This is a genomic window from Micromonospora sp. NPDC049301 (assembly GCF_040678715.1).
Taxonomy (GTDB): Bacteria; Actinomycetota; Actinomycetes; order Mycobacteriales; family Micromonosporaceae; genus Micromonospora.
Window position 1 is genome coordinate 430,105 of record NZ_JBFAQO010000005.1, and the last position, 25,062, is coordinate 455,166.

Below are 25,062 nucleotides of genomic sequence, written 5' to 3' on the forward strand. Positions count from 1 at the left end.
CGCCGTCGGTTCCCAGGCGGTGGGCTCGCGCTCCCCGTCCCGAACCGACCGGGGCACGACGGTAGCATCTGTGGGTCCACCTGTGACCCCGGATGGAGGCGTACGGAGCAGCATGCTCGACATGGAGTTGATCCGGAAGGATCGCGAGGCGGTGGCGACCGCGCTGGCGAAGCGACTGGATCCCGCCGAGGTCGACCGGGCCCTGGACGAGATCCAGCGGCTCGACCAGGAACGGCGCGCCCTGATCACGGAGATCGACGCCGAGCGGCAGCGCCGCAAGGCGGAGTCCCGGGCGTACGCGCAGGCGAAGCGCGCCGGCACCGAGCCGCAGGTGACGGCGCCCGAGGCCGAGCGCAAGCAGCTCGCCGAGCTGGAGTCCCAGTTGGACGAGGTGCAGGGCCGGCTGCGCGACGCGATGAGCGAGCTGCCGAACCTGCCCAGCGACGACGTCCTCCCCGGCGGCAAGGAGGCCAACCGGGTCGTCAAGACGTTCGGCGAGCCGCCGGCCATCGAGAAGGTCCGTGACCACGTCGAGCTGTCCCGGGCGCTGGGCCTGGTCGACTACGAGCGTGGCGTCAAGCTCGGCGGCTCCGGCTTCTGGATCTACACCGGGGTCGGCGCGCGGCTGGAGTGGGCGCTGCTCAACTACTTCATCGACCAGCACATCAGGGCCGGGTACGAGTTCCTGCTCCCGCCGCACCTGCTGCTCGACTCGGCCGGTTTCGCCGCCGGGCAGTTCCCGAAGTTCTACGACGACGTCTACCACCTGGACCGGGACAGCGCCCCGCGCGGGCAGTTCCTGCTGCCCACCTCGGAGACGGCGATCCTCGGCGCGTACCAGGACGAGATCCTGGACACCACCAAGCTGCCGCTGAAGGCGTTCGCGTACACCCCGTGCTACCGGCGCGAGTCGGCCGGCTCGCACTCCGACGAGCGCGGCACGGTGCGCGGGCACCAGTTCAACAAGGTGGAGATCTTCCAGTTCACCCTGCCGGAGCAGGCCGACGCGGCGCTGGAGGAGATGCTCGCCCACGCCGAGAGCCTGGTCGAGGGGCTGGGTCTGCACTACCAGCGCACGCTGCTCTCCGCCGGTGACGCCAGCGCGTCGATGAGGAAGACCCTCGACATCGAGGTGTGGATGCCGAGCACCGGCAAGTACAAGGAGGTCTCGTCGGTCTCCTGGGCCGGCGACTACCAGGCCCGCCGGGCGGCCATCCGCTACCGCGAGCCGGGCGGCAAGCAGACCCGCTTCGTGCACACCCTCAACGGCTCGGCGCTGGCCACCAGCCGGCTCTTCCCGGCCATCATCGAGCAGTACCAGCAGGCCGACGGTTCGGTGCTGATCCCCGAGGTCCTCCGCGACCGGATGGGCACCGACCGCCTGACCCCGCTGGGCTAGCCGATCCGTTCGACGGGGGCCGGGTGCATCCCGGCCCCCGTCGACGTATCCACCGTCGTGCGCCCGGCTGCCGGGTCCGGAAGGGCCACTGCCGGTGGCGTCCGGACGGCGCCCTTTCGGACGGCCAGGCCCAGCGCGGCGAGCAGGACGAGGGCCGCGAGCAGCACCGCCGGGCCGACCGTGTCGAGAGCGTCGGCGACCCCGTGTTGCAGCCGAGCCGCTGCCCGGACCACCGGGTCGTGCAGGGCGTCGCGGCGGCCGGCGGCCAGCCGCAGCTCGTACCAGCCGTACCAGGCGACGTAGCCGCCGGAGAGCAGCAGCACCAGGCCGCTGAGCCGGGGCACCAACGCGCCGGCGACGCGCAGCCGGGCCACCAGCCCGTCGCGCAGCAGCGCCACGCCGAGCGCGGCGACCGCCACCACCAGCCCCATCCCGAGGGCGTACGCGCCGAACAGCGCCAGCCCGCGGCCGGTCGAGCCCGCCTGGAGGCTGGTCACCACGATGGCCAGGAACGGTGCGATGGCGCAGCCGAGCGAGGCCAGCGCGTACGCCGCGCCGAACAGCGCCATCGACGGCCAGGAACGGGTCAGCCGGGGCGCCCGGGCCGACCAGCCGGGAGCGGGCAACCGCCGCCCGGCGAGCAGCCAGCACCCGGCCGCCACCAGCAGCAGCCCGAGTGCCACGGTCAGCCACGGCAACCGGGGCCGCAGCCAGCCGGCCAGCGGCGCGAGCGCCAGGCCGAAGGCGCCGAAGACCAGCACGTACCCCAGGGTCAGCCCGGCCGCCGCGGTGAGCGCGCGGCCGACCGCGCCGCGGGCGCCCGGCGCCCCGGCGACCAGCAGCGAGAGGTACGCGGGCAGCAACGCGAAGCCGCACGGGTTGACCGCGCCGAGCATGCCGGCGGTCAGCGCGAGCAGCAGCGGGGCGGTCACGCCCCGGCCAGTGCGGTGACCCGGGCGGTGAGCGCCTCTCCGTCCAGGAATCCCTGGTGGACGACCTTTCCGTCCCGATCGATGATCAGGAAGGTGCTCTGCTCGGTCACCTTGAACCGGCGCCAGAGCGCGCCGGCGCGGTCGTCGATCTGCGGCGTGCCGGCGAGGTCGAACTCGGTGACGAAGTCCTTCATCGCCCGCTGTTCACCGAGGCCGGCGACGCCGACGATCGGCACGGTGTCGCGGTACCGGGGCGCGATCTCGGCCACCGTCCAGGCCTGGCTGGCGCAGGTGGCGCACCACGGGGCCCAGAACCACAGCACCACCGGCCGGCCGGCCAGCTGGGCCGCGTCGAACGCGGTGCCGGTGAGGGTGGTTCCGGTGAAGCGCAGCGTGTCCGGAACCGGTGCCGGAGGCCGGGTCGGGGCGGCGGTCGGCGAGCCGGTGGGGGCGGCGGTCGCGCTGGCCGGTGGGGTGCCGGCGGCGGCGGGTGGCGGTGTGGCCGTGCCGGTGCAGGAAGCCGTGGCGAGCAGTGCCGCCACCAGCGCGGCTGCCGTGCCGGCCCGGCGTGGCCACCTCCGTGCGTGCCAGCTGCGCATCCGCGTCTCCCTCACAGTCGTCAGGAAGGGCCCTTCCTCCGCACCAGGCGTCGGGAAGGTGCCCTACTCGGTCTTGGCGAGTCGGAGGGCGAGCTCCGGGCAGACCTTGACCGCCTTCAGCGCACCCTCCCGCAGCCAGGTCGGCACCGGGGTCGGTGGGAAGGCGGGGTACCCGTTGGCGTCGAGCCGGATGAAGTCGGGCACCACGTGCGCGCAGAGCCCGTGCCCGTCGCAGCGCGACCAGTCCAGGGTGAGCTTCTGCGGGTTCGCGTCGGGCGCGCCCGGCAGCCCCATCACGCCCTTGACCCGCCGGCCGCAGCCGTCGCCGGTGCTGTGCAGCCGCAGGTCGTCGGCGAAGACCTCGATCGCGGAGAGGGCGAACCGGGCCGTGCCGTCCGGGTGGCTGCACGCGCCACGGCCCCTCACCTCGCCGGCGGCAGCGCGGACCACGTCCGCCGGTTGGCTGCCGGCGACCGCCAGGTCCACCGCTCGGGCCAGGTCCGGCAGGCCCATCTTGCACGGCCCGCACTGACCGGCGGACTCGCCGGCCAGGTAGCGCACCACCTGGGCGGCCTCACCGAGCGGGCAGGTGTCGACACCGAGCGGAACGATGATGCCCGCGCCCAGGGTGCCGCCGACGGCGGCGAGGCCCTTGCGGGAGACCTCCGCCCGGGCCGCCGCCTCCGGGGTGATCCACTTGCCGTGGTAGCCGCCCATCAGGATGCCCTGGGTTTCCGGGACCTCGCACAGGTCGAGGACGTCGCGCAGCGGCATGCCGGCGGTGCACTCCACCACGGCCGGCCGGCCCGCCGCGCCGGTCACCGTGAGCAGCACGGTGCCCGGCTCGTCGTCGGTGCCGAGCGCCGCGTACTCGTACGGGCCGAGTCGCGCGCCGACGGCGAGCTGGGCGTACGTCTCGGCGTTCGACAGCAGGGTGGGCAGGCCGCTGACGCCGGAGTCGCTGGAGCGCTTCTTGGTGCCGGGCGGGATGTGCGGCAACCCGTTGATCCCGTTGACCAGCGCGCCGCCCTCGCCGGAGATGAACCGGTGCGGCACGGTGACGATGGTGGTGGGCACCGGCATCCGGCGTTCCGCCAGCGCCTCCATGAGCGAGTCCTGGCCCATGCCGTCGTCGGCCACGCCGATCACGATCTCCTCGGCGTCCAGCGCGTACGCGGCCAGCGCCGCGCCGTCGAGGATCAGGTGCGGGGCGCGGGTCAGCAGCACCTTGTCCTTCCAGCTGGCCGGCTCCCCCTCGCTGGCGTTGACCACCACGACCGCGCCCAGGCCCTGCCGCTCGCACGACTCCAGGACGGCCCGCATCTTGCGGGCGAACGGGAAACCCGCCCCGCCCTTGCCCTTGAGCTGCATGCCCTCGGCGAGCCGGAGCAGCTGGGCCGGCTCCATCGGGCCGAGCGGCCCGTGCACCTCGTCGTGCGCGGCCAGGTCCAGCCGGCCGAACTCGGCGAACCCGGCGGTGAGCCGGGGCTCGCCGACGCAGGCCACCGGAGGCACTGTCGTCCGCATCACTTCGCCTCACCCCGCAGCCCGGCCCAGTACGCCCCGTCCACGGCGTCCGCGCTGGCGCGGCGTCGCTTGGCGGACCGGCTCTCGCCGGCGGCCCGCCGCGCCCGCCGCGACGCCAGGTCGACCAGGGTGGGGGTGTCGTCGACGGGCGGCGCCACGTCCTCCTCCGGCAGGTACCGGGCCGGCGGGCGCCAGTAGTCCGGCTCCTCCGGCAGGTCGTCCTCGGCGCTGTGCCGGCCGCTGCCGCTGCGCGGCGCCCCCGAGATCGGGCCGGCGGAGATCGGGCCGGCCGAGATCGGCTCGTCGGCCTGCCACCGGCGCGGGCTGTCCCACGGCTCCTCGGGCTCCTCCACGGCCCGGCGGGGCGGGGCCGAGTACCGGCTGCCGTCGTCCTCCGCCCGGGACCGGCGGGTGGCGCGCTCGACGACCGGCTCCTCGACGGGCGCGCCGCCGCGTCGCCGCCCCGTCGGGACGGCTTCGTCCCGGTCACGGCCGCGCCGCCGGGCCACCGGCTCCAGCTCCTCTTCGTCGCGCCGACGGGGCTCGTCCGCACCCCGCCGCGTCGACCGGCGGGTCGCCGGCTCCAGCTCGTCACGCCGGCCGCGCGCCGCCCGTTCGGTGCCCCGGCGGGCCGCCGGCTCCTCGTCCCGCCGGCGCCGGCTGGGCCCGACGGGCTCGGTGAGCGAACCCGGCTCGGGCACCACCGGAACGGTGAACCGCTCGGGGTCACGCGGCCGGGCGGTGGCCGGCGCGGCCCACGTGGCGGTGGTGGTCTCCGCCCAGGCGGGACGCTTCTCCGCTCCGCTGTCGCGGCGTCGGCTCAGCCCGGCCAGCAGCGACCGGCCGCGGCCCTCGTCGCCGACCCGCCCGGCCATCGCCGCGTTGCGCACCGCGGCCTGGTGCTGCTCGCGGCTGCGCCGGCCGATGGTGACCGAGAGCCGGACCAGCAGCGCCAGCACGACCAGCAGGACGCAGGCGAGATAGCTGAGCACCACCCAGGACTGCGCGACCCGGCCGGCGTTGAGGCCGTGGAACAGGGCGAACGGCCAGGCGACGTACGCCATGGAGTGCAGCCCGCGCCACAGCCACTTCGGACCGACGCCGGCGAAGCGGGCCCGGATGATGCCGGTCCAGATCACGCTCACCATCAGCAGGGCCGCCACCGTGCCGAGCCCGACGTAGAGCCCCCGGCCGCCCACGAACGGCACCAGCGCGTCGGTCGCCGCCGCCCGACCAGTGGCGATCTTGGTGAGCACGTGGAAGAGCAGCCCGGCGACGCCGAGCACGCCGGTGGCCCGGTGCGCCGACTGCAACAGCACCCGGTGCGAGATACGCAGCACGAGGCGGTCGGTGGCGAGCAGACCGAGCATCACCGTGAGGCTCAGCGAGACCAGGGCGATCACCCCGGCGAAGAACTCGGTGAAGAAGAAGCCGTACGCGTACGCCGTCTGACCCGCCCCGGTAAGCATGGTCGCCGCCCACAGCGCGGCCAGCACCGACGCGATCAGCAGGGCTGTCGCCGACCGCGACCGGGTCCGCACCCCCCGACTGCTGGCGCTGGTCCGGACGGTGGCCGCCTTCTGATTCTGCTTTGCCCGGGCCATCTGCTCCTCGATCGTCTCGCGGCGGCGTACCACCGGCCGACCCCTGCTCCCCCATCCAGTACGGACCGGAGGGGCGCGCGGATCACCCCGGACGGAAATTTCTGGGCCGGATCGAACCAACCCGCGCCGGGGCGCGTGTAGCGGCGACCGTCGGAGCGTGGGGCCGGCCGGACCACCGGCCGAAAAGGACAGTGATGAATGTCCATGCATTGACAGTCACTGCAACACGCTTGTAACCTTTCGGAAAATTTCAGCTCTGGTTGCAAGATTCCGGCAGCAGAGCTGTCCCCCGCCGCACCACCCCCACCCCGCTCCCGCCCCCGTCAGGAGTCCCGATGCACCGACGTCGACGCGGCTCGGCGATCCTCGCCCTCGGCCTGGTTGCCAGCCTGCTCGTCCCCACCGTGACGGCTCCCCCGGCCGTCGCCGCCCCGTCCGGCGGCAAGAAGGTCATCGTCCAGCTCTTCGAGTGGAACTGGCCCTCGGTGGCCAGCGAGTGCCAGAGCACGCTCGGGCCGAAGGGCTACGGCTACGTGCAGGTCTCGCCCCCGCAGGAACACGTGCGGGGCAACCAGTGGTGGCTGGCGTACCAGCCGGTCAGCTACCGGATCGAATCCCGCAAGGGCACCCGCGCCCAGTTCCAGTCGATGGTGAACACCTGCCACGCGGCCGGGGTCAAGGTGCTCGTCGACGCAGTGATCAACCACATGTCCGGGCAGGACGCCGGCGGCACCGGCTGGGCCGGGTCGTCGTACTCGCACTACGACTACCCCGGCATCTACCAGACCCAGGACTTCCACCACTGCGGCCGCAACGGCGGCGACGACATCGTCAACTACAACGACCGGTACGAGGTGCAGAACTGCGAGCTGGTCAACCTCTCGGACCTGAAGACCGAGTCGGACTACGTCCGTACGAAGATCGCCTCGTACCTCAACGACCTGCTCTCCCTCGGCGTGGACGGTTTCCGGCTGGATGCCAGCAAGCACATGCCGGCCGCCGACATCGCCGCGATCAGGGGCAAGCTTTCCCGCTCGGCGTACATCGTGCAGGAGGTCATCTACGGGGCCGGCGAGCCGGTCCAGCCGACCGAGTACACCGGCAACGGCGACGTGCACGAGTTCCGCTACGGCAAGGACCTGGCCCGCGTGTTCCGCTCGGAGCGGCTGGCGTACCTGCGCAACTTCGGTGAGGGCTGGGGGCACCTGCCCAGCGGGCCCGCCTCGGTGTTCGTGGACAACCACGACACCCAGCGCGACGCCGGCGGGGTGCTGACCTACCGGGACCGCGGGATCTACGCCCTGGCGAACGCCTTCATGCTGGCCTGGCCGTACGGCTCGCCGACCGTCATGTCCAGCTACACCTTCAGCAACCGGGACGCCGGCCCGCCCTCGGACGGCGCCAACAAGACGCTGAACACCACCTGCTACTCCGGCTGGGAGTGCGAGCACCGTTGGCCGGTGATCGCCAACATGGTCGGCTTCCGCAACGCCACCGAGGGCGCCGGCGTGGCCAACTGGTACGACAACGGCAACAACCACATCGCGTTCAGCCGCAGCGGCAAGGGTTACCTGACCGTCAACGACGAGGACTCCGCGGTCAACGGGCGCTCCTACTACACCGGGCTGCCCGCCGGCCGGTACTGCGACGTCATCCACGGCACGTACGCGGGCGGCACGTGCAGCGGTCCGGTGGTCACCGTGGACGGTAACGGTTGGTTCGCCGCCAACGTGCCGGCGCACGACGCGGTGGCCATCCACATCGGCGCGCGGGTCTGAACCGCCGGGGCCCCCGGCCGGTATCGCCGAACCGGGGGCCCCGAAGCCCGTGCCGTCGTAGAGTGTTTTGGTGCCGTTTGACCGAATGAACCCGTCCCGCCGCCGCCGGGGCGGCTGGGTGGCCACCGCCGTCGCCGTGGCAGTGCTGCTGATCGCCGCGCTGCTGGTCGGCCAGGCCCTCACCCCACGCACGGCGACCACCGACCTACCTGTTGCGGCGGCGCCCGATCCGACGCCGAGCAGCATCGAGCAGAGCCTCGAGGAATCGGTGCCACCGGCCGCGCCGGCCCCGGACGGACTCCCGGTGGTCGACTACGACCCGGCCCCGAAGGGGTTCCCCGCCGATCCGGCCACCATGGACACCACGCCGCTGACCGAGGGCGTGCACCCGACCCGGCGGGTCGCCGCGTACGACGGGCCCGGCGGGCGTCCGCTGGCCTTCCTCGAACCGACGCTGTCCGGTGTCGAGCTGACCGTGCCGATCGCCGAGAAGCGGGCCGGCTGGACGGCCGTCCTGCTGCCGTCGGCCAACCGGCGGCTCGCCTGGCTGCCGCCCGGCGGATTCGACATCGTGGCGCTGCGCGACCAGATCGTGGTGGAGCGCAAGGTGCACCGGCTCACCTGGTACCGGGCCGGCAAGGCGGTGCGCTCCTGGCAGACCAGCCTCGGCCAGCCCGGGCAGGAGACCCCGCTCGGTCGGACCTTCATCCTCGGCCGCACCCCGCCACCGCAGGACGTCTACGGCGGGGTCGACATCTACGCCCTCGGCTCGGTGCCCGACGACCCGGAGGCGGTGCCGACCGGGCTGCGCGGCGCGCACATCGGGCTGCACACCTGGTACCACGACGGCGAGCTGGGCGAGAACACCACCAACGGCTGCATCCGGGTCACCCGCAGTGGCCAGCGGGAACTGCTCGCCGAAGTCCGCCCCGGCAGCAGCCTGGTGGTCGTCGACCAGCTGCCCACCCCGCCGCCGACGGCCTGAGCGGCACCGCTCACTCGCCGAGCAGCCAGCCGTTCCGCTCGGCGATGCGGACCGCCTCGGCCCGGTTGCGGGCGCCGAAGGTCTTGGTGCGGCCGTTCAACTCGACGGCCGGGCGCGTACTGGTCATGTCACTCATGCTCCGGCGGCGCGGGGGCCGGTACCCGGGGCGGCGGCAGGGGCTTGGACGACACGGAGCGTGACGTCCACGCGAGCGGGCACCGCGACGAGCGTAATGACTCAGTGGCATAAATATGCCTCTGAGTCATCACGGTCACCAGGACATCCACCGCCGGACGCCGACCCTGCGGGCTCTCAGCCGGCTCCGAGAGGCGGCGCCGCCGCAGGAAGGCCGAGCAGCCCGCACAGCGGAGGATTTCCGCGCACGGCAGCGGGTAACCGCCGGGCCGGACGCCGCGACACCGGGGGGACGCGATGGGTACCACGCCGCAGGGTCGGGTCGACACCGTCGTGCTGGTCCACGGGCTCTGGATGACCTCGCGCAGTTGGGAGGGGTGGGCCCAGCGGTTCGCCGCCCGGGGCCTGCGGGTGCTCACGCCCGCCTGGCCCGGCATGGATCGGGAGGTCGAGCGGTTGCGCGACGACCCCTCCCCGATCGCCGAGCAGAGCATCGCCGGCATCGTCAAGCACTACGACGGCCTCATCCGGGCGCTGCCCAGTCCGCCGATCATCATGGGGCACTCGTTCGGGGGGCTGATCACCCAGCTCCTGGTCGACCGGGGCCTCGGCGCGGCGGCGGTGGGAGTGCACCCCGCGCCGGTGAAGGGGGTGCTCAAGCTGCCGCTGAGCACGTTGCGCTCCGCCTTCTCGATCCTGCGCAGCCCCGCCAACCGGCACCGGGCCGTCCCGTTCACCCCGGAGGAGTTCCACTACGCCTTCGGCAACACGATGAGCAGGGAGGACTCCGACCGGGCCTGGCAGCGCTACGCCGTCCCGGGCGCCGGACGGGTGCTCTTCGAGGGCTCGTTCGCCAACCTCGACCCGCGCTCACCCGCCCGCGTCGACACCGGACGCGACGATCGCGCGCCGCTGCTGCTGATGGCCGGCGAAGTCGACCACGTGGTGCCGCCGTCGGTGGTCCGCTCCAACGCCACGCTCTACCAGAAGTCGCGGGCGCTCACCGCGTACCAGGAGTTCCCCGGCCGGTCGCACTTCACTGTCGGGCAGCCGGGGTGGGAGGACATCGCCGACTACGCGCTGGACTGGGCGCTGCGCGCGGCGGCGCTGCCCCGCGAGGCGACCATCGCCAGCGAGGCCCCGCGCCGCTGAGCTTCCACGGTGTCACGCGCTGTCGGGCGCATGGGCGGGCCGAGCGGGGGTAACGGGCAGGGATGAGGGCGAGCTTCCGGCTTGGCCGGATCGCGGGTGTGCCGGTCGGCGTCAACTGGAGTGTTCTGGTCATCTTCGCGCTGATCGCCTGGGGACTGGCCGCCAACCAGTTCCCCCGCTCCTACCCCGACCGTTCCCCGGTCGCGTACACCCTGGCCGGGCTGGCCGCGGCGGTGGTCTTCTTCGTCGGCCTGCTGGCCCACGAGGTGTCCCACGCGATCGTCGCCAAGCGCAACGGCCTGGAGGTCGGGGGCATCACCCTGTGGCTGTTCGGTGGAGTGGCCGAGCTGAAGGGCGAGCCGCGCGACCCGGGCGCGGAGCTGCGGATCTCCGGGGTCGGCCCGCTGGTCAGCCTGCTGCTCGGGGCGTTCTTCGGCGTCATCGCCGCGCTGCTCGCGCTGGCCGGGCAGGGCGGCCTGCTGTTCGGGGTCATGGCCTGGCTGGCCGGCATCAACGTGCTGCTGGCGGTCTTCAACGTGCTGCCGGCGGCACCGCTGGACGGCGGGCGGCTGCTGCGCGCGGCGGTGTGGAAGGCCACCGGCGACCGCACCCGGGCGTCGGTGGTCGCCGCACGGGCCGGCTGGGTGCTCGGCGCGCTGCTGATCGGTCTCGGGCTGTGGCAGTTCCTGTCCGGGGTGGGCTTCGGCGGGCTGTGGCTGGCGCTGATCGGCTGGTTCCTGATCGGGGCCGCCGGGATGGAGGAGCGGCAGGCCCGCACCGGCAGCGCACTGCGCGGCATCCGGGTCGGCGAGGTGATGACGCCGCAGCCGCAGACCGCCTCGGCGGAGATGACGGTCGCCGACTTCGTCGACAACTACCTGTTCGCGTACCGGCATTCGGCGCTGCCGCTCACCGAGGACGGCCGGCCGACCGGTCTGGTCACCCTGGATCGGGTGCGCGGCGTCCCCGCCGACCGGCGGGCGTCGACCACGCTGGCCGAGGTGGCCTGCCGGGCCGACCAGTTGGTCCTCGCCCAGCCGGGTGAACAGCTCAACGACCTGCTCCCCCGCCTCAGCGAGTGCGCCGACGGCCGCGCCCTGGTGGTGACCGACGGCCGCCTGGTCGGCATCGTCTCCCCGAGCGACATCAGCCGCGCAGTCCAACGAGGCACCCTCCGCACCACTCCACCCGCCCAACCCACCCCCACCGCACCCCACTGACCACCCCCGCCCGGCCCCCCGCCCGGCCCCCCGCCCGGCCCCCCGGCCCTCTCCGCGGTGATCATGAAGTTAGCGACGCGACACGCCGACACGGGCGCCGCTAACTTCATGATCAACGCCGGAAGAGTGGCCGGAGGCGTTAGCGGGGGAAGTAATGGTCCAGCTCGTCGGTGCGGAACTTGCCGGTCGGGTCCAGGCGGGTCAACAGCGCGGCGAAGTCCGCGTACCGGGGATAGCGGGCGGCGAGCGCGGCCGGATCGGCGGCGAAGACCTTGCCCCAGTGCGGACGCGGCGCGAACGGCGCGAGCCGCTCCTCCACCGCCGCCAGCACGGGGGCCACCGCCACCGGGTCGCCGATCCAGGTGAAGTGCACGGCGAGGGTGTCCCGGTGGTGGTTCGGGCTGAGCCACAGCTCGTCCGCCGTCACCGTCCGCAGCTCGCACACCAGGAGCACCGGGGCGATCAGGTGCGCCACGTCGTCCAGGGCGGCGAGCGCCTGGGCCGCCGCCGCGCGTGGCAGGTGGTACTCGGACTGGAGTTCGTCGCCGCTGCTCGGCGTGAACCCGAGCTTGAAGTGCGGCAGCCGCTCGTGCCACGGGCCTGGCACACCGAGCTGCACGGTGCAGTTCTCCGCCGGCATCCCGAGCACCGGATGTCGCGGCTCGTCGGCGGCGGTGGTGCCGAGCCAGTCCGCCGGGGGTGGCGGCTGCTCCGCCCGCTGCTTGCGCCACACCTCACGCAGTCGCGGGGTACGCCAATCGGTGAACACGCTCACGCTGTACGCCGAGCCGAGCGCCTCGTCCAGCGCCTCCCGGGGCAGGTCGAGCCGCACGTACTGGCGCACCTCGAAGGCCGGCACCACGTCCAGGGTGACCCGGGTGACCAGGCCGAGCGCGCCGAGCCCGACCACCATGCCGGCGAAGGTGTCCCCGTCGGTGTCCCGGTCGACGTGCAGCAGGTCGCCGTCGGCGGTGACCAGCTCCAGGGCGGCGACGGAGGTGGCCAGGTTGCCGTGGGTCTGACCGGAGCCGTGGGTGGCGGTGGCCACCGCCCCGGCCACCGAGATGTGTGGCAGCGAGGCGAGGTTGGCCAGCGCGTACCCCTGGGTGTGCAGCTGCCGGGCGACGTCGCCGTAGCGCAGCGCGCCGGTGACGGTGACCCGCGACCGCTCGACGTCCACGTCGATCGCCGGGGGCAGCCCGGCCAGGGTGACCAGGTCGCCGGTGGTGTCGCCGATCCGGTTGAAGGAGTGTCCGCTGCCCACCGCGCGGATCCGGGCGCTGCCGGCGACCAGACGGCGCAGCTCGTCGGTGGAGGTGGGCCGGTGGAACGCCCGCGCGGCGTAGCGCACGTTGCCGGCCCAGTTGCGGCGCGGCACGTCGGCCGACACGCCGCCGTGGACAGGTGCGCTCACGCGGTGGTCTCCCGATCGGTGGACGGGTGGTCGGCCAACGCGGCGACGAGGGCGTGCAGCGCGGCCTCGGTCTGAAGCCCGCCGTACCCCCGCTGGGCGACCGGCAGGCCGGCGGCCCAGGCGCGTTCGATCTCCGCTCGGGCCGCCTGTCGGACCTGCGCGTCCCCGGACACCAGGGCGTCCTGCCCGCGGCGGATCAACTGGTCGACCTGGTCCATCCGGTAGCCGCGCAGGCCGGTGGGGAGGTCCGGGTCGGCGAAGGCGGCGCGGCGCAGCGCGGGCAGGTCCACGAAACGGTTCCCGGCGTAGCGGGTGAGCGCGGCGGACACCTGCTCCGGCTGCTCCCGGACCTGGTCGAGGACGAGCAGCTCGATGGCGGGCCGGCCGTCGACGGGGTGGCGGGCGGTCACCCGTGGCCCGACTGTCACATTAGGCACGGGCACCAGCAGCAGTCGCGGTGGCACCGGACGGCCGTCCCGCCGGGGTGGCTCGTCGAGGACCAGCGTGTCGACCTCGGCCCACGGGATCGACCGGCGCAGGCCCGGGCGCCGGATGGTCAGCCCGTCCGCGCCGATCCCGAACCGGAACGGCCGCAACGCGCTGACCAGCGCCACGACGCCGAGCGCGACGGCTCCCACGGCGACGATCGTCCGTAGCAGGGCGTCGTCGCGGGGCAGGGCCAGCAGCACCACCCCACCGAGTACGCAGACCAGGGCGAGCACCAGCGCCCCCCGACTCCGGCGCAGTTCCACGCTCGGACCCCCGTTCATGACCGTGGCGTCGGTCCCAGCATCCTCCGACAGACCGGGAGCCAGGGACACCGGACGATCGGGCACGGTTGTTCTCGCCATCGTCGGGGAACCCTACGCCCATGAGCAGCTACCGTGATCCGGCCCCGCGGGGCGACGTGTTCCCCTCCGAGGAGGAGCTGGACCCGACCGGCAGCGGGGTCGAGCCGACCAGCGCCCCGCCGGGCGCCCGGTCGGCGAGCCATCCGGCGCCCACGCCCGGGCCCCGCCCGACGCCCGCACCCGCGCCCGCTCCGACGCCGGTGCCGGCGCCCGGGCCGCCGCCGCGCGCCCCCGAGCCACAGTCGATCGTGACCCGGCATCTGGACGGATCGGTGGAGGTGGCCACCGACCTCGACGGCGACGGCGTCGCCGACATCGTCCAGGTCGACCTGGACGGCGACGGGATCGCGGACGTCACCTATGTGGACAGCGACCGGGACGGCCGGCTGGACACGGTGCTGCGCGACCCGGGCATGGTCGAGACGGGCGGCGGGGCCCAGCGGGGAGCATGACCGGGCTCAGAGTTTCGCCATCACCTCGCTGGCGACCAGCTCGAGGTGCTCCAGGTCGCTGAGGTCCAGCACCTGGAGGTAGATCCGCTGACTGCCGATCTCCGCGTACCGGCCGATGGTGTCGAGCACCTCGGCGGGCGTGCCGGCAACGCCGTTGGCCCGCAGCTCGTCCGGGTCGCGGCCGATGGCGGCGGCCCGCCGGGCCACCTCGGCGTCGTCCCGGCCGCAGCAGAGCACCAGGGCGTTGGACCAGACCAGGTCGGCCGGGTCCCGACCGATCTCGGTGCACGCCGCGCGAACGCGCTCGAACTGCGCCGCCGTGTCGGCCGTCGAGGCGAACGGCAGGTTGAACTCGTCGGCGTAGCGGGCGGCCAGCCGCGGCGTGCGCTTCGGGCCCATCCCGCCGAGCAGAATCGGCGGGCGGGGCTGCTGCACGGGTTTGGGCAGCGCGGGCGAGTCACTGATCGGGTAGTACCGGCCGTCGTGCCGGAACCGCTGCCCGGGCGGGGTGGCCCAGAGCCCGGTGATGACCTCGAGCTGCTCCTCCAGGCGGTCGAACCGCTCGCCCAGGGCCGGGAACGGGATGCCGTAGGCGGTGTGCTCGTCGGCGTACCAGCCGGTGCCGATGCCCAGCTCCACCCGGCCACCGCTCATCTGGTCGACCTGCGCCACGGTGATCGCCAGCGGGCCGGGCAGCCGGAAGGTGGCGGCCGTCATCAGGGTGCCGAGCCGGATCCGGCTGGTGTCCCGGGCCAGGCCGGCGAGGGTCGTCCACGCGTCGGTGGGGCCGGGCTCACCGCTCACCGCGCCCATCATGAGGTAGTGGTCGGAACGGAAGAAGGCGCCGTAGCCGGCATCCTCGGCGCAGCGGGCGACGGCGAGCAACTGGTCGTAGCTGGCGCCCTGCTGGGGCTCGGTGAAGATCCGCAGTTCCATGCCCTGAGCATAGGAAGCCGGCCCCGCTGCCGCTCGGGGACGGCGAGCGCTGGTCGTATGCCTTGACAGTCATATGACTGCTGCGGAATATTGGGACGGTGTCCACCGACGCCTTCACCGTCCTCGCCGAGCCCACCCGGCGCCGGATCCTCGACCAGCTCCGCGACGCGGAGCGCAGCGTCGGCGATCTGGTGGACAGCCTCGGGGTCAGCCAGCCGGCCGTCTCCAAACACCTGCGGGTGCTCCGCGAGGCCGGCTTCGTCTCCTGCCGGATCGCCGCCCGGCAGCGGATCTACCGCCTCGACCCGGGCCCCCTGCGGGCGGTCGACGGTTGGCTGGACCCGTACCGCCGGCTGTGGGACCGGCACCTGGACGCCCTGCAACGGCACCTCGACAGTCAGGAGCAGTAGATGGACCGCGACGCCTTCCGCCCGAGCCCACCCGCCGAGGTGCGCGCCGAGCCCGCCGACGGCGGCGCCACCCTGGTCTTCGTCCGCGACCTGCGGCACCCACCGGCCACCGTCTGGGCCGCGCTGACCGACCCGGCCCGGCTCGCCGAGTGGGCGCCCTTCCTCGCCGACCGGGACCTGGGATCCCCCGGCGCCGCCGTGCTCACCATGGTCGACGGCGAGACCAACATGCCCATCGCGGCGACGGTCCGTCGGGCCGAGCCGCCGCACCTGCTCGAATACACCTGGGGCGACGACCTGCTGCGCTGGGAGCTGAGCCCGCTGGGCACCGGCACCCGGCTCACCCTGCGCCACACGGTCGCCGACCCGGGCATGCTGCCGATGGTCGCGGCCGGCTGGCACCTCTGCCTCGACGTGGCCGACCGGCTGCTCGACGGCGATCCGGTCGGCCCGATCCGGGGGGCCGAGGCCCTCGACTTCGGCTGGCCAGAGCTGCGCGACACGTACGCCGACCAGCTCGGCGACGGCTGAACAGCCGCGCCTGCCGCCCGCCTCCCCCGACCGGCCCGTCGCCGGCGACGGGCGGCCGGTCATCCGGTGCCGACGTCCCTTCCGCCCGCGTGTCTGCGGCGTCCACGCTGGACGGAGCTGGCCGCGACCGGCGGCGCGGCGGACGCGAGGAGGAGACGATGGACGATCAGCACCGCGACCGGCTGACGGCGGCCGTGGCGAACCTGGCCCCCGAGCTGTCCCGACGGGCCGGCGAGATCGAACAGGCCCGGGAGCTGCCCTCCGACCTGCTCGACGCGCTGCGCGCTGCCGGCTGCTTCCGGATGTTCGTGCCGCGCAGCCACGGCGGGTACGAGGCCGATCTGCGCACCGGGCTGCGGGTGCTGGAGACGCTGGCGCGGGCGGACGGTGCGACCGGTTGGACCGTGATGATCGGCGCCGAGACACCGCACCTGCTGGCGATGCTGCCCCGCGAGCGGTTCGACAAGCTCTACGCCGAGGGCCCGGACGTGGTGGTGGCCGGCGGGTTCGCCCCCCAGGGGCGGGCCGAGTCGACCGACGGCGGCTACCGGGTCACCGGTCGCTGGGCGTTCGCCAGCGGCAGCCGCCACGCCGACTGGATCTTCGGCAACTGCCTGCTGACCGACGCTGGGCAGCCGCCGACCGGGGAACCGCCGCGGCTGCGCTCGATGCTCTTCCCAGCCGACCGGGTCACCGTGCACGACACCTGGCACGCGTTGGGCCTGCGGGGCACCGGCAGCCACGACGTCGAGGTCACCGACGCGTTCTGTCCCGCCGACGACAGCCTCGACCTGTTCACCGGGGTGCCCTGCGTACCCGGGCCGGGCTTCGTCGCGCCGCTGGTGCACTTCGTGCTGCACCTCGGCGCGGTCGCGGTGGGCATCGCTCAGGGCGCACTCGACGACATGGTCGCGTCGTTGGCCGGAGGCCGACAGCGGCTCTACGCCCGCCAGTCGCTGGCCGACTCGCCGGCCTTCCGGATCCAGCTCGGCCGGGCCGACCTCGACGTCCGGGCAGCCCGGGCACTGCTGCACGACCTGGCCGACGAGCTCTGGGCGGCCTGCGCCACCGATCCGGCGGCGGTGGCCCGACTGCACCCGCGCATCTCGGCCGCACTGCCCTGGGTGACCGAGCGGACCGCCGCGGCGGTGGACGCCTGCTACCGGGCCGGTGGCGGCGGGGCGTCCCGGGACGGCGCCACCCTGCAACGTCGATTCCGGGACATCCACACCTTCAGTCAGCATGCTGCGGCAGCCGAGGGTTGGCTGGGCAACAACGGCACCGAACTACTCGGCCGCCCGGTCGAGTTGGCGTACTGACGACGGCCCGGTCAGACGTACGGGCGGGTGGCGTACGCGGTCCGGAGCGCGGCCAACCCGGCCGCCTTCGGCGACAGGGTGCCCCACCCGGAGTTGAAGTAGTTGGTCCGGGCTATCCGGGGTCCACGCTCGGCGTTGAGCTGGGCCACGGCGGCCGGGACGGTGGCGATCCAGGCCGGCTGGTCCGGAATCTCCGCCGCCCGCACCCCCCACTCCGCGATGAGCACGGGCCGGGACAGCGCCACCGGGCCGAGGTCCGCGACCGCCCAGTCCTTCGTGCGGCGAAACCGGGACAGCGCGGTGTGTCCGGCGCTGGTGGCGTAGGCGTTCCACTGGAGGAAGTCCAGCCGGGACATCAGTGACTCGGGGTGGGTGCGCTGGAAACAGGCCCGGTCGAAGCCGCCGAGGCCGACCGAGAACGTGGTGCCGGGGGGCAGCGTCCGCGCCTTGAACCAGGTGAGGATGTAGTTCATCGCCTGCACCGCGCGGGCGTCCGACTCGGCCCAGGTGTACGCCTTGCCGTCCTCGGTGGTGCCGAACTCGTGGTCGGTGTCCAACTCCGAGGCGAGCTGGATGTTCACCCCGAAGCCGAGCATCCGGTACTGCGCCAGGGCACGGTGGAGCAACCCGTCACACTGGCCCCGGAGCACCTGGCCGTAGCCGTACGCCCTCGGCCAGGTGGTGCCCGGGCGCTGCTGGATGGTCATCGACGGCGCCGGCACGGTGTAGTCGGTGATGTCCACCCGGAAGCTCTGCGGCCCGTAGTTCGGGGCCCCGTAGTGCTTCAGCTCCAGGACCATGTTCATCCGCACCCCGGCCTTGCCCAGGTCGATCAGCCAGGGCCGGTTGTAGCCGGGGAAGACGTAGCCGTCGGCGAAACTGCGGTACTGGGTGAGCGAGCGGAAGTTGCCGCCGGCCATGTCGGCGGTCGGGTCGGCGCCGCCGGAGAGGTAGTAGCCACCGAGCACCGGCTGGCTCAGGGCGTAGTCGGCGGTGGCGGTCGCGGTGTGTCCGGCCGCGTCGCGGACCTGGACGGTGACCCGGGGCATCACGCCACCGCCCGGTACACGGCCACCGAACCGTTGTCGGACACCCGGGTCCAGGTACGTCCGGAGTCGTCGGTGACGGTCAGGGTGAGCGGGTCGATGACCGCGGTGACCTTGACCGGAGCACTGCTGTTGCCCTGCGCGTCGGTGACCACGATGGTGACGGTCAGCGGTGTGGTGTCGGCGTCGGAGTAGGTGACGGTCAGCAGCATCTGCTCACCCGGCGAGTACGTCGAGGCGCTCAGGGCTGCGGTCGCGGTGGGAGCGGCCATGTCGGGGCCTTTCTCTCGTTCGGCCGCCGGGCCTGGCGCGCGGATGAGCGACGCCGGACGTGGCGGGGTCCACGGTGCGAAAGACGGCAGGGCTCTGCGACGCGGCCGGGTGGGCGGCGTCGCCGGGCTGCCGGAGGGGTAGACGACCTTGTCCCGGTGGGCGGTGGCACCGCTGCGGGCGCCCGGAGCGGTGTGGGCGGCAACGACGGCTCGGGCCGTACGCGTGGTCGGGCCGGCGGCTGTGCCGTGTCCGCCGCGGCGGCAAGGCCGGGCTGGGTGAGGGCGCGCCGGTGCGGACGATGCTGTCCCCACCGGCCCGGAGGACTGGGATGTGGCCCGCCATCCGTCCGCCTCTTGACCTGCCCCAACAGTGCTCTACCAGGGGCTTTACCGTCTTGTCCGGTATCCGACAGCGCCTCGGACGAGGCTACCGACGACCCCTGCGGTGACCAGGGCGGCTGTCCGGCGATTCGGCGCGGCGTACCGCCGTTCACGGGACACATTCGTAAGCTTGGACGGCAACTCGGCTGAATTGTGCTGGTTTCCACCGCGGATACCATGCGGTCGTCTCCGTCAGGCGCGACCGGAAAAGGTGCCGAGTGCTCAGGACGGCGAGAAGAGTCACCACGACGATGAACATCTGGCGTCAGGGCCTGTGGCGGTACCGTCTGACCACCGCTGGCGTCGGCTTGGCGGCCCTGAGCGTGGCGACCGCGGTGTACAACCCACCGCTGGCGCTCAGCGTGGCGGCGGCGACGGTCGGCGCGCTGGTCTCGGCGTTGGAGATCCGCGGCAACCGCCGACGGTCCAGGCAGTTCCGCTTCCACCCCCGCGACGGCGACGACTACCGCGACATCACCGAGCAGGCCACCGGCCCCAAGCGGGTGCTGGAGAACGCACACAGCACCGGCATCGTCGGCATCGCCGAAAGTGCGCGGCTGCGCAATCTGCGGATCCGCTGCGAGGTGACGCCGACGAGCTACCTGCTCGGTCGGGACCTCCGACGCTGGTCGTTCGACTTCCTGGCCCGGCACGCCCGCACGGCGGCCATGCACAACGCGGCGGTGCTGGGCCTCGCCGCCGACCTGCCGACCGGCACTGACGACCCGGTGGTCACGCTACGTCCCGCGCATTACTTCGACTTCTTCTGCAGCAACCTGCTCGCCTCCTACGACGTCTACGAGGCCGGCCGGGACACCCTGGCGCTGCGCGGGCGAGACCTCATCCTCGACCATCGCGGTCGGTTGCGGGGGTTCACCGGCAGCCGGCTCGCCAACGTCGTGGGGGTCTCCACCCTGGCGTTCACCATCGACGGGCGGCTGCTGCTCATCGCGCAGACCCGGGACAACGTGGGCAGCCCGGGGCTCATCGCCCCGTCCGGCTCCGGTTCCCTGGAACCACAGGACGCATCGGCGACGCCCGCCGCGCCGAGCCTGCAGGAGGTCATCATCGGCGGCGCGCTGCGGGAGCTGCGCGAGGAGTGTCACCTCGAACCGAACGAGATCGCCGAGAGCGCCGTCCTCGGTTACGGCCGGTGGTTGAGCCGCGGCGGTACGCCCGAGTTCTGCACTGTGACCCTGCTCAAGGTCACCGCCGAGCAGGTGCTGCGCCGGAGCGTCCGATGGACCGAACGACCGTACGTCGGTGAGGTGCTGGCGGTCCACGTGCCACCCAGCACCGAATGGGCTCGGGACGCTCCACTGACCGTGTTACCAGCCGAGAACCGGCACAGCGCCTCTTGGCCCCTGGCGTTCAGCCTCGCCTGCCTCACCGACTGCATGACCGACGAGACGTGGCCCCAGCGCGCCGCCATCGCCGCGGTCGTGGACCAGTGAGGAGCCACCCCGACCGTGCTCCACGCCACGGTCACCAGCTCCTCCGCTGAGGTCGTCGGCACCGAGTGACCGGTGCACGGTGACCGTGCCGGGGAGCGCGGCGCACCCCGTACGCACATGGTCGATCTTCGCGGCGCGCTCCGGGTCGGCCTGGTCGAGCAGGACACCGAGGGCGGTGCCGCTGTGCGCGATGACCAGGCCGTGACCGTCGACCTCGCGGCAGAGGCGGTGCAGCACGTCGAAGTGCCGACGCGGGCGCAGCTTGCCGTTCAGCACGGCGCTGCGGGTGGTGACCTCGCCGACGGCGGGCAGGTCGGCGGCGCGCACGGCCGTGGTGAGCGCGGTGAGCAGCCGCGCGTACTCCCGTTTGTCGGCCTGATCGAACGGCTTGGGGATCCGGTTGAAGCGGACGGTGTCCACGGTGCCGCCCTCGTCGTGCGCCACGACCGTGAGCGGGGGCAGCACGCCGATCCGCTCCCGCAGCCGCACCTCACGGTGGTGGAAGGCGACGATGCCGTCGTACATCACGCCGTCGGAGGGCTCGATCCGGCGCAGCAGCGACTCGACGACGCGCTCGCTCAGCGTCATGCCGAACGCGTCCCCGACCGCCCGCGCGGTGGCCACCAGGTCCGCCGACGAGCTGGCGAAGCCCTTCCCCTCGGCCAGCTCACCACTTAGCTCCAGCACCCCGCCGCCGGAGAGGCCGAGCAGCTCCATGATGTTGGCGGCCAGCCGGGCCGACTTCCGCTTGTGCTGCGGGAAGACCCGGATGCGGCCCAGCTCGTTGGTCGGGCGGAACGTGGCGGTGGCCCACTGCGCCATCGGGAACGTCACCAGGAAGTCCCGGTCGCCGTCGGGCAGGACACCCTGCAACAGCTCACCAAAGGTGCCGAACGCGGTGCCGACGCCGAGCCGGCCGGTGGGGGCCAGCGGCGCGGCCCGGTCGGCGGTGCACGCCCGCTCCCCCAATTTCACGATCCACCTCTCCGTTGCGTTCGCCGCCGGCGGCCACGTTACGTCGGTGCTACCGATGCCGACCGCGGGCGATCCGACTAGCGTCCAAGCGGTCAACATCATCTTCGGAAAGCAGCTGCTGACGTGCGCAAACTGACGTACTACATCGCCACGAGCCTGGACGGGTTCATCGTCGGGCCGGACGGTGAGTTCGACTTCTTCCCGTTCGAGGGGGACATCGCCGCGGCCATCCTGGCCGACTACCCCGAGACCCTGCCGACCCACGCGCGGGAGCCGCTCGGGATCGCCGCGGCGACGGTGCGGACAGCGTCAACGGGCTGAGCTGACCGGCGCGCTGCGCCGGGGTCAGTGCGGCGGAGAGTTCGCGCAACGCGAGCGGGTTGCCCTGCGCCTCTTCCATGATTCGCTGGCGCACGTACGGCGGCAGGTCCGCGACCAGCGCCGTGGCCGCCTCCGGGTCGAGTCCGGTGAGGTGCAGCGCGGGAAGCCCGCCGACCCCGGCCACGCCCGCCACGTCCCGGGCGGCGAAGATCAACGCGACGCCCTCGACCTGCAACCGGCGGGCGGCGAACGCCAACGCGTCCACCGATGCGCGGTCGAGCCACTGCACGTCGTCCACCAGGCAGAGCAGCGTCCCCTCCCCGGCGGCCTCCGACAGCATGCTGAGCACCGCCAGGCCGATGACGAACCGGTCCGCACCGTGTCGTCGGTGAGCCCGAAGACCGCACGCAGTGCCCTCGCCTGGGGGCCGGGTAGCTGGTCAACGAGGTCCATGACCGGCAGGAACAACTGGTGCAGGCCGGCGAAGGCCAGCTCCGTCTCCGATTCCAGGCCGTCGATCCGCAGCACTCGCATGCCGGACGCGCGAGCGACGGCGTGGTCCAGCAGGGCCGTCTTGCCGATGCCGGCGTCACCGTGGATCAGCAGAACGCTGCTCGCGCCGTCCCGGGCATCAGCCAGCATCCGGTCGATCCGGTCGCGCTCCGGCTGACGTTGTCGCTTCTTCTCCCGACCGACGGCCCTGGCGGCGATTCTCGGACAACCACCTCGCGTGGCAGATCGGCAAGCTCGGGACGGGTGCGAACAACGCGCGGCGCGGGGCCACGGGCCGGACAGCCCGTGACCCCGCGCCGGGGAACTACCTAGAGACGCGCCGCGCCGGCCGCGGCGGCCTCCTGCGCGGCGGAGGTACGACGGGCCTCGGCCCGCTGCTCTCCGGCCGCCTCCCGGTCGCCGACGGCGGCGGACCGGGCCGCCCGGGCGGTGGTAGCACTCGCCTGCTCACCGGCGACGCCGCCGCGGATCCGGTTGTTGTCGGCCACCTGGGCGACGGGGTTGTTGGACGTGAGGGTCAACTTGCCGTCGATGATGTTGTCGTCGACGGTGACACCGCCGGTGGTGTTCGTGATGCTGACGTCCCGGCCCCAGTAGCCCCCGGAGGCGCAACTGTCGAGCGGGCCGTTCGGGCCGAGCTGCACGGCGCCCAGGTTGCCGGCGAAGGTGGCCAGGCCGCGGACGGCGCTGCCGCACACGACACTGCCGGTGGCGCTGTTGAGCACCGACAGCGTGCCGTCGACGAACGAGTCGTGCACGTCGGTGTAGTACGTGCCGGTGCTGCTGACGTTGCGCTCCACCTGCGTGCCCTGGTCGAGCCGGACCTCACCGGCGCCGGCGTTGACCGTCCCGACGATCGTGGACCGCTCGACGAACAGGAAACTGTCGATGGTCGCGGCGCCCTTCGGCCGCACGGTCACGTTGCCGGTCCGGGCGTCCCGCAGGAAGGCGCCGTAACCGCCGGCGGCCAGCACCACCTGGCCGGAGATCGTCGTGTCGGTGGCGTCGAGGTAGCCGTTCGCGGCGACGCGTACCTCGCCGCTGACGGTGCCACCGGTGACCACCAGGTTGCCGCCGGCGGCGACGCTGACGTTGCCGGTGATCCTGGTGCCGGTGAGCGCGCAGGACTCGCCGGCCGGCACGTACAGGTCGTTGGGCACGGTCACCGCACCGCCGGTGCCGATGCAGTAGGTGACCAGGTCGGCGTGGGCGCTGGGTGCCACCGCCAGCACCGAGGCGGCGACGACGGCGGTCACGGTGGCCAGCTTGGCGACGGAACGTCTGGGCATCGCTGTACTCCCTGTCGATGAGGTTGGGTGACTCATGCGCCGACGTCCGATCGGGCCGCGGCCCGGACGATGGCGCCCTGCTGCCGCAGGGTGAGGGTGCCGCCGGCCACAAGGGTGGCGGTGACCGCTTCGACGTGCCGGACGAATTCGGCGTGCCCGGGGTAGGCGGCGTCTTCGTCGATCAGGTCGTTGATGGTGCAGCCGTTACCGGTGTCGACGTTGGCGACGCCGGTGTCGTCACCGTCGATGACCACTCGGGCCCGGGTGTCCGAGTCGGGGCAGGCGTCGGTGCCGTCCGCCACCACCGTGAACGTCGTCGACTGCTCCGCGGAGGCGTTCCCGGCCACGTCCGTCGCCCGGTAGCGCAGGGTGTGCGCCCCGGTGGCGCGGACGGCGACCGGATTGGCGTACGCGGTCCAGGCGCCGGTGTCGAGCGCGTACTCGATCGACGCGACACCGCTGTCGTCGTCGGTGGCCGTGACGGTCACGGTCGCACCGCCCACGTACGCGCCGTCGTCGTTCTGATCACCGGTGACCGTGGCGGTGACCACGGGCGCGGTGGTGTCCTCGTCCTGCGGGGCGACGACGGTGAAGTGGGCCATCTGCTCGGCCGACGTGTTCCCGGCCACGTCGGTCGCCCGGTAGTGCAGCATGTGCATGCCGACGCCGTCGACCACGATCGGCTGGGAGTACGCGGTGAAGGCGGCGCCGTCCAACGAGTACTCGATCCGGGCGACGCCGGACTCCGCGTCGGTGGCGGCCAGCGTGGCGGTGGCCGTACCGATGTAGTTGCCGTCGTCGTCCCGGTCGCCTGCCACGTCGGCCGTCACCACCGGTGGGGTGGTGTCCTCCTCGCTCGGCTCGACGATCCGGAACGACACCGAGCCGACCTCGCTCGTGTTGCCGGCCTGGTCGGTGGCGCGGAACTGCACCGAGTGGTCGCCGATCGCGGTGACCGGCACGGGCTGGGTGTACGGCAGGAAGCTGGTGTCGTCGACCTGGTACTCGACGGTCTCCACACCGGATCCGGCGTCGGTGGCCGTGACGGTCACCGTGGCCGTACCGATGTAGTTGCCGTCCTGGTCGCGGTCGCCGGCCACGGTGGCCGAGACCGCCGGCGGCGTGGTGTCGCCGCCTCCGCCGCCGTCGGTGACGATCAGCTCGCCGACCATCTGGCTGTGGCCGGGGATGGAGCAGAAGTAGCGGTACTTGCCCGGCGTCAGGGTCACCGTCGCCTGGTGCCGTCCGTTGTTCACGTCGAACGGGTTGGCCAGGATGTTCAGCGTGACGTCGTGGTTGTAGCCGTCGGTGGTGGTGTCGAAGGTCAGCGTGTGCGGCATCCCGGTGGTGTTGCCGGTGGCCGCGCTGTTCTCCCAGATGATCGTGGTCGCTCCGGCCACCGCCTGGGTGGGCGCGGACTTGTAGCGGGTGATGTTGTCGTCGGCGGTCCAGGTCAGCACCTGTTCCGCGACGCGCGGGGCGGCGGAGGCGGGCACACCGGCCAACGGGATCACCGTGAGCAGGAGCGCCGCCAGCGCGGCCTTCAGTCGTCGGATCATGGTTTCTC

Annotated in this window: 23 protein-coding genes; 10 read left to right on the forward strand and 13 right to left on the reverse strand. The window is 73.1% G+C overall.

Translation table 11 applies throughout. The features are described 5' to 3' along the window. Positions 1 to 112 precede the first annotated feature (112 nt). On the forward strand, positions 113 to 1,399 hold the full coding sequence (serS, locus tag AB0K07_RS17810) for a serine--tRNA ligase (RefSeq protein ID WP_363756303.1): 1,287 nt from the start codon (positions 113 to 115) through the stop codon (positions 1,397 to 1,399). On the opposite strand, the gene AB0K07_RS17815 is transcribed toward serS, so the two are convergent. From AB0K07_RS17815 to AB0K07_RS17830, 4 genes are all read right to left on the reverse strand, one after another. Continuing rightward, positions 1,396 to 2,331 carry a cytochrome c biogenesis protein CcdA gene (locus tag AB0K07_RS17815; RefSeq protein ID WP_363756305.1) on the reverse strand — a complete coding sequence of 312 codons (936 nt, stop codon included), beginning with the start codon at positions 2,329 to 2,331 and terminating at the stop codon, positions 1,396 to 1,398. The genes serS and AB0K07_RS17815 overlap by 4 nt on opposite strands. Then, positions 2,328 to 2,930 carry a redoxin family protein gene (locus tag AB0K07_RS17820; protein ID WP_363756307.1) on the reverse strand — a complete coding sequence of 201 codons (603 nt, stop codon included), beginning with the start codon at positions 2,928 to 2,930 and terminating at the stop codon, positions 2,328 to 2,330. Before AB0K07_RS17820 ends, AB0K07_RS17815 begins: the two co-directional genes overlap by 4 nt. Positions 2,931 to 2,993: 63 nt before the next feature. After that, a complete protein-coding gene (locus AB0K07_RS17825) occupies positions 2,994 to 4,457 on the reverse strand; it encodes an NADH-ubiquinone oxidoreductase-F iron-sulfur binding region domain-containing protein (RefSeq protein ID WP_363756309.1) in 1,464 nt (487 codons plus the stop codon). Beyond that, on the reverse strand, positions 4,457 to 6,094 hold the full coding sequence (locus AB0K07_RS17830) for a hypothetical protein (RefSeq protein ID WP_363756311.1): 1,638 nt from the start codon (positions 6,092 to 6,094) through the stop codon (positions 4,457 to 4,459). The genes AB0K07_RS17825 and AB0K07_RS17830 overlap by 1 nt, the downstream gene beginning before the upstream one ends. 302 nt (positions 6,095 to 6,396) lie before the next feature. Between AB0K07_RS17830 and AB0K07_RS17835 the strand changes: the two genes are divergently transcribed. The 4 genes from AB0K07_RS17835 (at position 6,397) to AB0K07_RS17850 (ending at position 11,331) form a co-directional block, all read left to right on the forward strand. Then, complete coding sequence (locus tag AB0K07_RS17835; RefSeq protein ID WP_363756313.1) at positions 6,397 to 7,839, forward strand: alpha-amylase family protein; 1,443 nt, start codon at positions 6,397 to 6,399, stop codon at positions 7,837 to 7,839. A gap of 70 nt (positions 7,840 to 7,909) precedes the next feature. Further along, the gene (locus tag AB0K07_RS17840) at positions 7,910 to 8,824 is read left to right on the forward strand and encodes a L,D-transpeptidase (RefSeq protein ID WP_363756315.1); all 915 of its coding nucleotides are present in this window, start codon (positions 7,910 to 7,912) and stop codon (positions 8,822 to 8,824) included. Between the two features lie 432 nt (positions 8,825 to 9,256). Next, complete coding sequence (locus tag AB0K07_RS17845) at positions 9,257 to 10,111, forward strand: alpha/beta fold hydrolase (RefSeq protein ID WP_363756317.1); 855 nt, start codon at positions 9,257 to 9,259, stop codon at positions 10,109 to 10,111. Positions 10,112 to 10,173: 62 nt separating this feature from the next. After that, complete coding sequence (locus tag AB0K07_RS17850; protein WP_363756319.1) at positions 10,174 to 11,331, forward strand: site-2 protease family protein; 1,158 nt, start codon at positions 10,174 to 10,176, stop codon at positions 11,329 to 11,331. A gap of 139 nt (positions 11,332 to 11,470) precedes the next feature. On the opposite strand, the gene AB0K07_RS17855 is transcribed toward AB0K07_RS17850, so the two are convergent. Both AB0K07_RS17855 and AB0K07_RS17860 read right to left on the reverse strand, forming a co-directional pair. After that, a complete protein-coding gene (locus AB0K07_RS17855) occupies positions 11,471 to 12,709 on the reverse strand; it encodes an FAD-binding protein (RefSeq protein ID WP_363756645.1) in 1,239 nt (412 codons plus the stop codon). A 32-nt stretch (positions 12,710 to 12,741) separates the two neighbouring features. Continuing rightward, positions 12,742 to 13,497: a hypothetical protein gene (locus tag AB0K07_RS17860; protein WP_363756321.1), complete on the reverse strand. Its 756-nt coding sequence runs from the start codon at positions 13,495 to 13,497 to the stop codon at positions 12,742 to 12,744. A 119-nt stretch (positions 13,498 to 13,616) separates the two neighbouring features. Here AB0K07_RS17860 and AB0K07_RS17865 point away from each other — a divergent pair, with 119 nt between their 5' ends. Continuing rightward, entirely contained in the window at positions 13,617 to 14,048 is a 432-nt protein-coding gene (locus tag AB0K07_RS17865; protein WP_363756323.1) for a hypothetical protein, read from the forward strand. A gap of 6 nt (positions 14,049 to 14,054) precedes the next feature. Here AB0K07_RS17865 and AB0K07_RS17870 read toward each other — a convergent pair whose 3' ends face one another. Then, on the reverse strand, positions 14,055 to 14,984 hold the full coding sequence (locus AB0K07_RS17870; RefSeq protein WP_363756325.1) for an LLM class F420-dependent oxidoreductase: 930 nt from the start codon (positions 14,982 to 14,984) through the stop codon (positions 14,055 to 14,057). A gap of 98 nt (positions 14,985 to 15,082) precedes the next feature. Here AB0K07_RS17870 and AB0K07_RS17875 point away from each other — a divergent pair, with 98 nt between their 5' ends. The 3 genes from AB0K07_RS17875 (at position 15,083) to AB0K07_RS17885 (ending at position 17,244) form a co-directional block, all read left to right on the forward strand. After that, entirely contained in the window at positions 15,083 to 15,394 is a 312-nt protein-coding gene (locus AB0K07_RS17875) for a metalloregulator ArsR/SmtB family transcription factor (protein WP_363756327.1), read from the forward strand. Continuing rightward, positions 15,395 to 15,925, forward strand: coding sequence for an SRPBCC family protein (locus AB0K07_RS17880; protein WP_363756329.1), 531 nt, complete (start codon positions 15,395 to 15,397; stop codon positions 15,923 to 15,925). A gap of 158 nt (positions 15,926 to 16,083) precedes the next feature. Next, positions 16,084 to 17,244 (forward strand): acyl-CoA dehydrogenase family protein, encoded by a 1,161-nt coding sequence (locus tag AB0K07_RS17885; protein ID WP_363756331.1) that lies wholly within the window; start codon positions 16,084 to 16,086, stop codon positions 17,242 to 17,244. Between the two features lie 11 nt (positions 17,245 to 17,255). Here AB0K07_RS17885 and AB0K07_RS17890 read toward each other — a convergent pair whose 3' ends face one another. From AB0K07_RS17890 to AB0K07_RS17900, 3 genes are all read right to left on the reverse strand, one after another. Then, a complete protein-coding gene (locus tag AB0K07_RS17890) occupies positions 17,256 to 18,293 on the reverse strand; it encodes a hypothetical protein (protein ID WP_363756333.1) in 1,038 nt (345 codons plus the stop codon). Next, positions 18,293 to 18,562, reverse strand: coding sequence for a hypothetical protein (locus AB0K07_RS17895; protein WP_363756335.1), 270 nt, complete (start codon positions 18,560 to 18,562; stop codon positions 18,293 to 18,295). The genes AB0K07_RS17890 and AB0K07_RS17895 overlap by 1 nt, the downstream gene beginning before the upstream one ends. A 1,709-nt stretch (positions 18,563 to 20,271) precedes the next feature. Then, entirely contained in the window at positions 20,272 to 21,372 is a 1,101-nt protein-coding gene (locus AB0K07_RS17900; protein WP_363756337.1) for a kinase, read from the reverse strand. A gap of 123 nt (positions 21,373 to 21,495) precedes the next feature. Here AB0K07_RS17900 and AB0K07_RS17905 point away from each other — a divergent pair, with 123 nt between their 5' ends. Then, on the forward strand, positions 21,496 to 21,693 hold the full coding sequence (locus AB0K07_RS17905) for a hypothetical protein (RefSeq protein ID WP_363756339.1): 198 nt from the start codon (positions 21,496 to 21,498) through the stop codon (positions 21,691 to 21,693). Positions 21,694 to 21,903: 210 nt separating this feature from the next. Here the strand turns inward: AB0K07_RS17905 and AB0K07_RS17910 are convergent, their stop codons facing one another. Genes AB0K07_RS17910 through AB0K07_RS17920 form a run of 3 tightly spaced genes read right to left on the reverse strand, consistent with a single transcriptional unit; the run spans position 21,904 to position 25,054 of the window. After that, on the reverse strand, positions 21,904 to 22,488 hold the full coding sequence (locus AB0K07_RS17910) for an ATP-binding protein (RefSeq protein WP_363756646.1): 585 nt from the start codon (positions 22,486 to 22,488) through the stop codon (positions 21,904 to 21,906). Between the two features lie 26 nt (positions 22,489 to 22,514). Continuing rightward, positions 22,515 to 23,495 (reverse strand): hypothetical protein, encoded by a 981-nt coding sequence (locus tag AB0K07_RS17915; protein WP_363756341.1) that lies wholly within the window; start codon positions 23,493 to 23,495, stop codon positions 22,515 to 22,517. Positions 23,496 to 23,527: 32 nt separating this feature from the next. Continuing rightward, on the reverse strand, positions 23,528 to 25,054 hold the full coding sequence (locus AB0K07_RS17920; RefSeq protein WP_363756343.1) for a plastocyanin/azurin family copper-binding protein: 1,527 nt from the start codon (positions 25,052 to 25,054) through the stop codon (positions 23,528 to 23,530). Positions 25,055 to 25,062: the final 8 nt, after the last annotated feature.

Excerpts from the sequence above, each read along its gene's own strand:
- serS (WP_363756303.1), top strand. The coding sequence starts at position 113 with ATGCTCGACATGGAGTTGATCCGGAAGGATCGCGAGGCGGTGGCGACC.
- AB0K07_RS17820 (WP_363756307.1), bottom strand. The coding sequence starts at position 2,930 with ATGCGCAGCTGGCACGCACGGAGGTGGCCACGCCGGGCCGGCACGGCA.
- AB0K07_RS17825 (WP_363756309.1), bottom strand. The coding sequence starts at position 4,457 with ATGCGGACGACAGTGCCTCCGGTGGCCTGCGTCGGCGAGCCCCGGCTC.
- AB0K07_RS17835 (WP_363756313.1), top strand. The coding sequence starts at position 6,397 with ATGCACCGACGTCGACGCGGCTCGGCGATCCTCGCCCTCGGCCTGGTT.
- AB0K07_RS17845 (WP_363756317.1), top strand. The coding sequence starts at position 9,257 with ATGGGTACCACGCCGCAGGGTCGGGTCGACACCGTCGTGCTGGTCCAC.
- AB0K07_RS17850 (WP_363756319.1), top strand. The coding sequence starts at position 10,174 with ATGAGGGCGAGCTTCCGGCTTGGCCGGATCGCGGGTGTGCCGGTCGGC.
- AB0K07_RS17865 (WP_363756323.1), top strand. The coding sequence starts at position 13,617 with ATGAGCAGCTACCGTGATCCGGCCCCGCGGGGCGACGTGTTCCCCTCC.
- AB0K07_RS17870 (WP_363756325.1), bottom strand. The coding sequence starts at position 14,984 with ATGGAACTGCGGATCTTCACCGAGCCCCAGCAGGGCGCCAGCTACGAC.
- AB0K07_RS17880 (WP_363756329.1), top strand. The coding sequence starts at position 15,395 with ATGGACCGCGACGCCTTCCGCCCGAGCCCACCCGCCGAGGTGCGCGCC.
- AB0K07_RS17885 (WP_363756331.1), top strand. The coding sequence starts at position 16,084 with ATGGACGATCAGCACCGCGACCGGCTGACGGCGGCCGTGGCGAACCTG.
- AB0K07_RS17890 (WP_363756333.1), bottom strand. The coding sequence starts at position 18,293 with ATGCCCCGGGTCACCGTCCAGGTCCGCGACGCGGCCGGACACACCGCG.
- AB0K07_RS17895 (WP_363756335.1), bottom strand. The coding sequence starts at position 18,562 with ATGGCCGCTCCCACCGCGACCGCAGCCCTGAGCGCCTCGACGTACTCG.
- AB0K07_RS17915 (WP_363756341.1), bottom strand. The coding sequence starts at position 23,495 with ATGCCCAGACGTTCCGTCGCCAAGCTGGCCACCGTGACCGCCGTCGTC.
- AB0K07_RS17920 (WP_363756343.1), bottom strand. The coding sequence starts at position 25,054 with ATGATCCGACGACTGAAGGCCGCGCTGGCGGCGCTCCTGCTCACGGTG.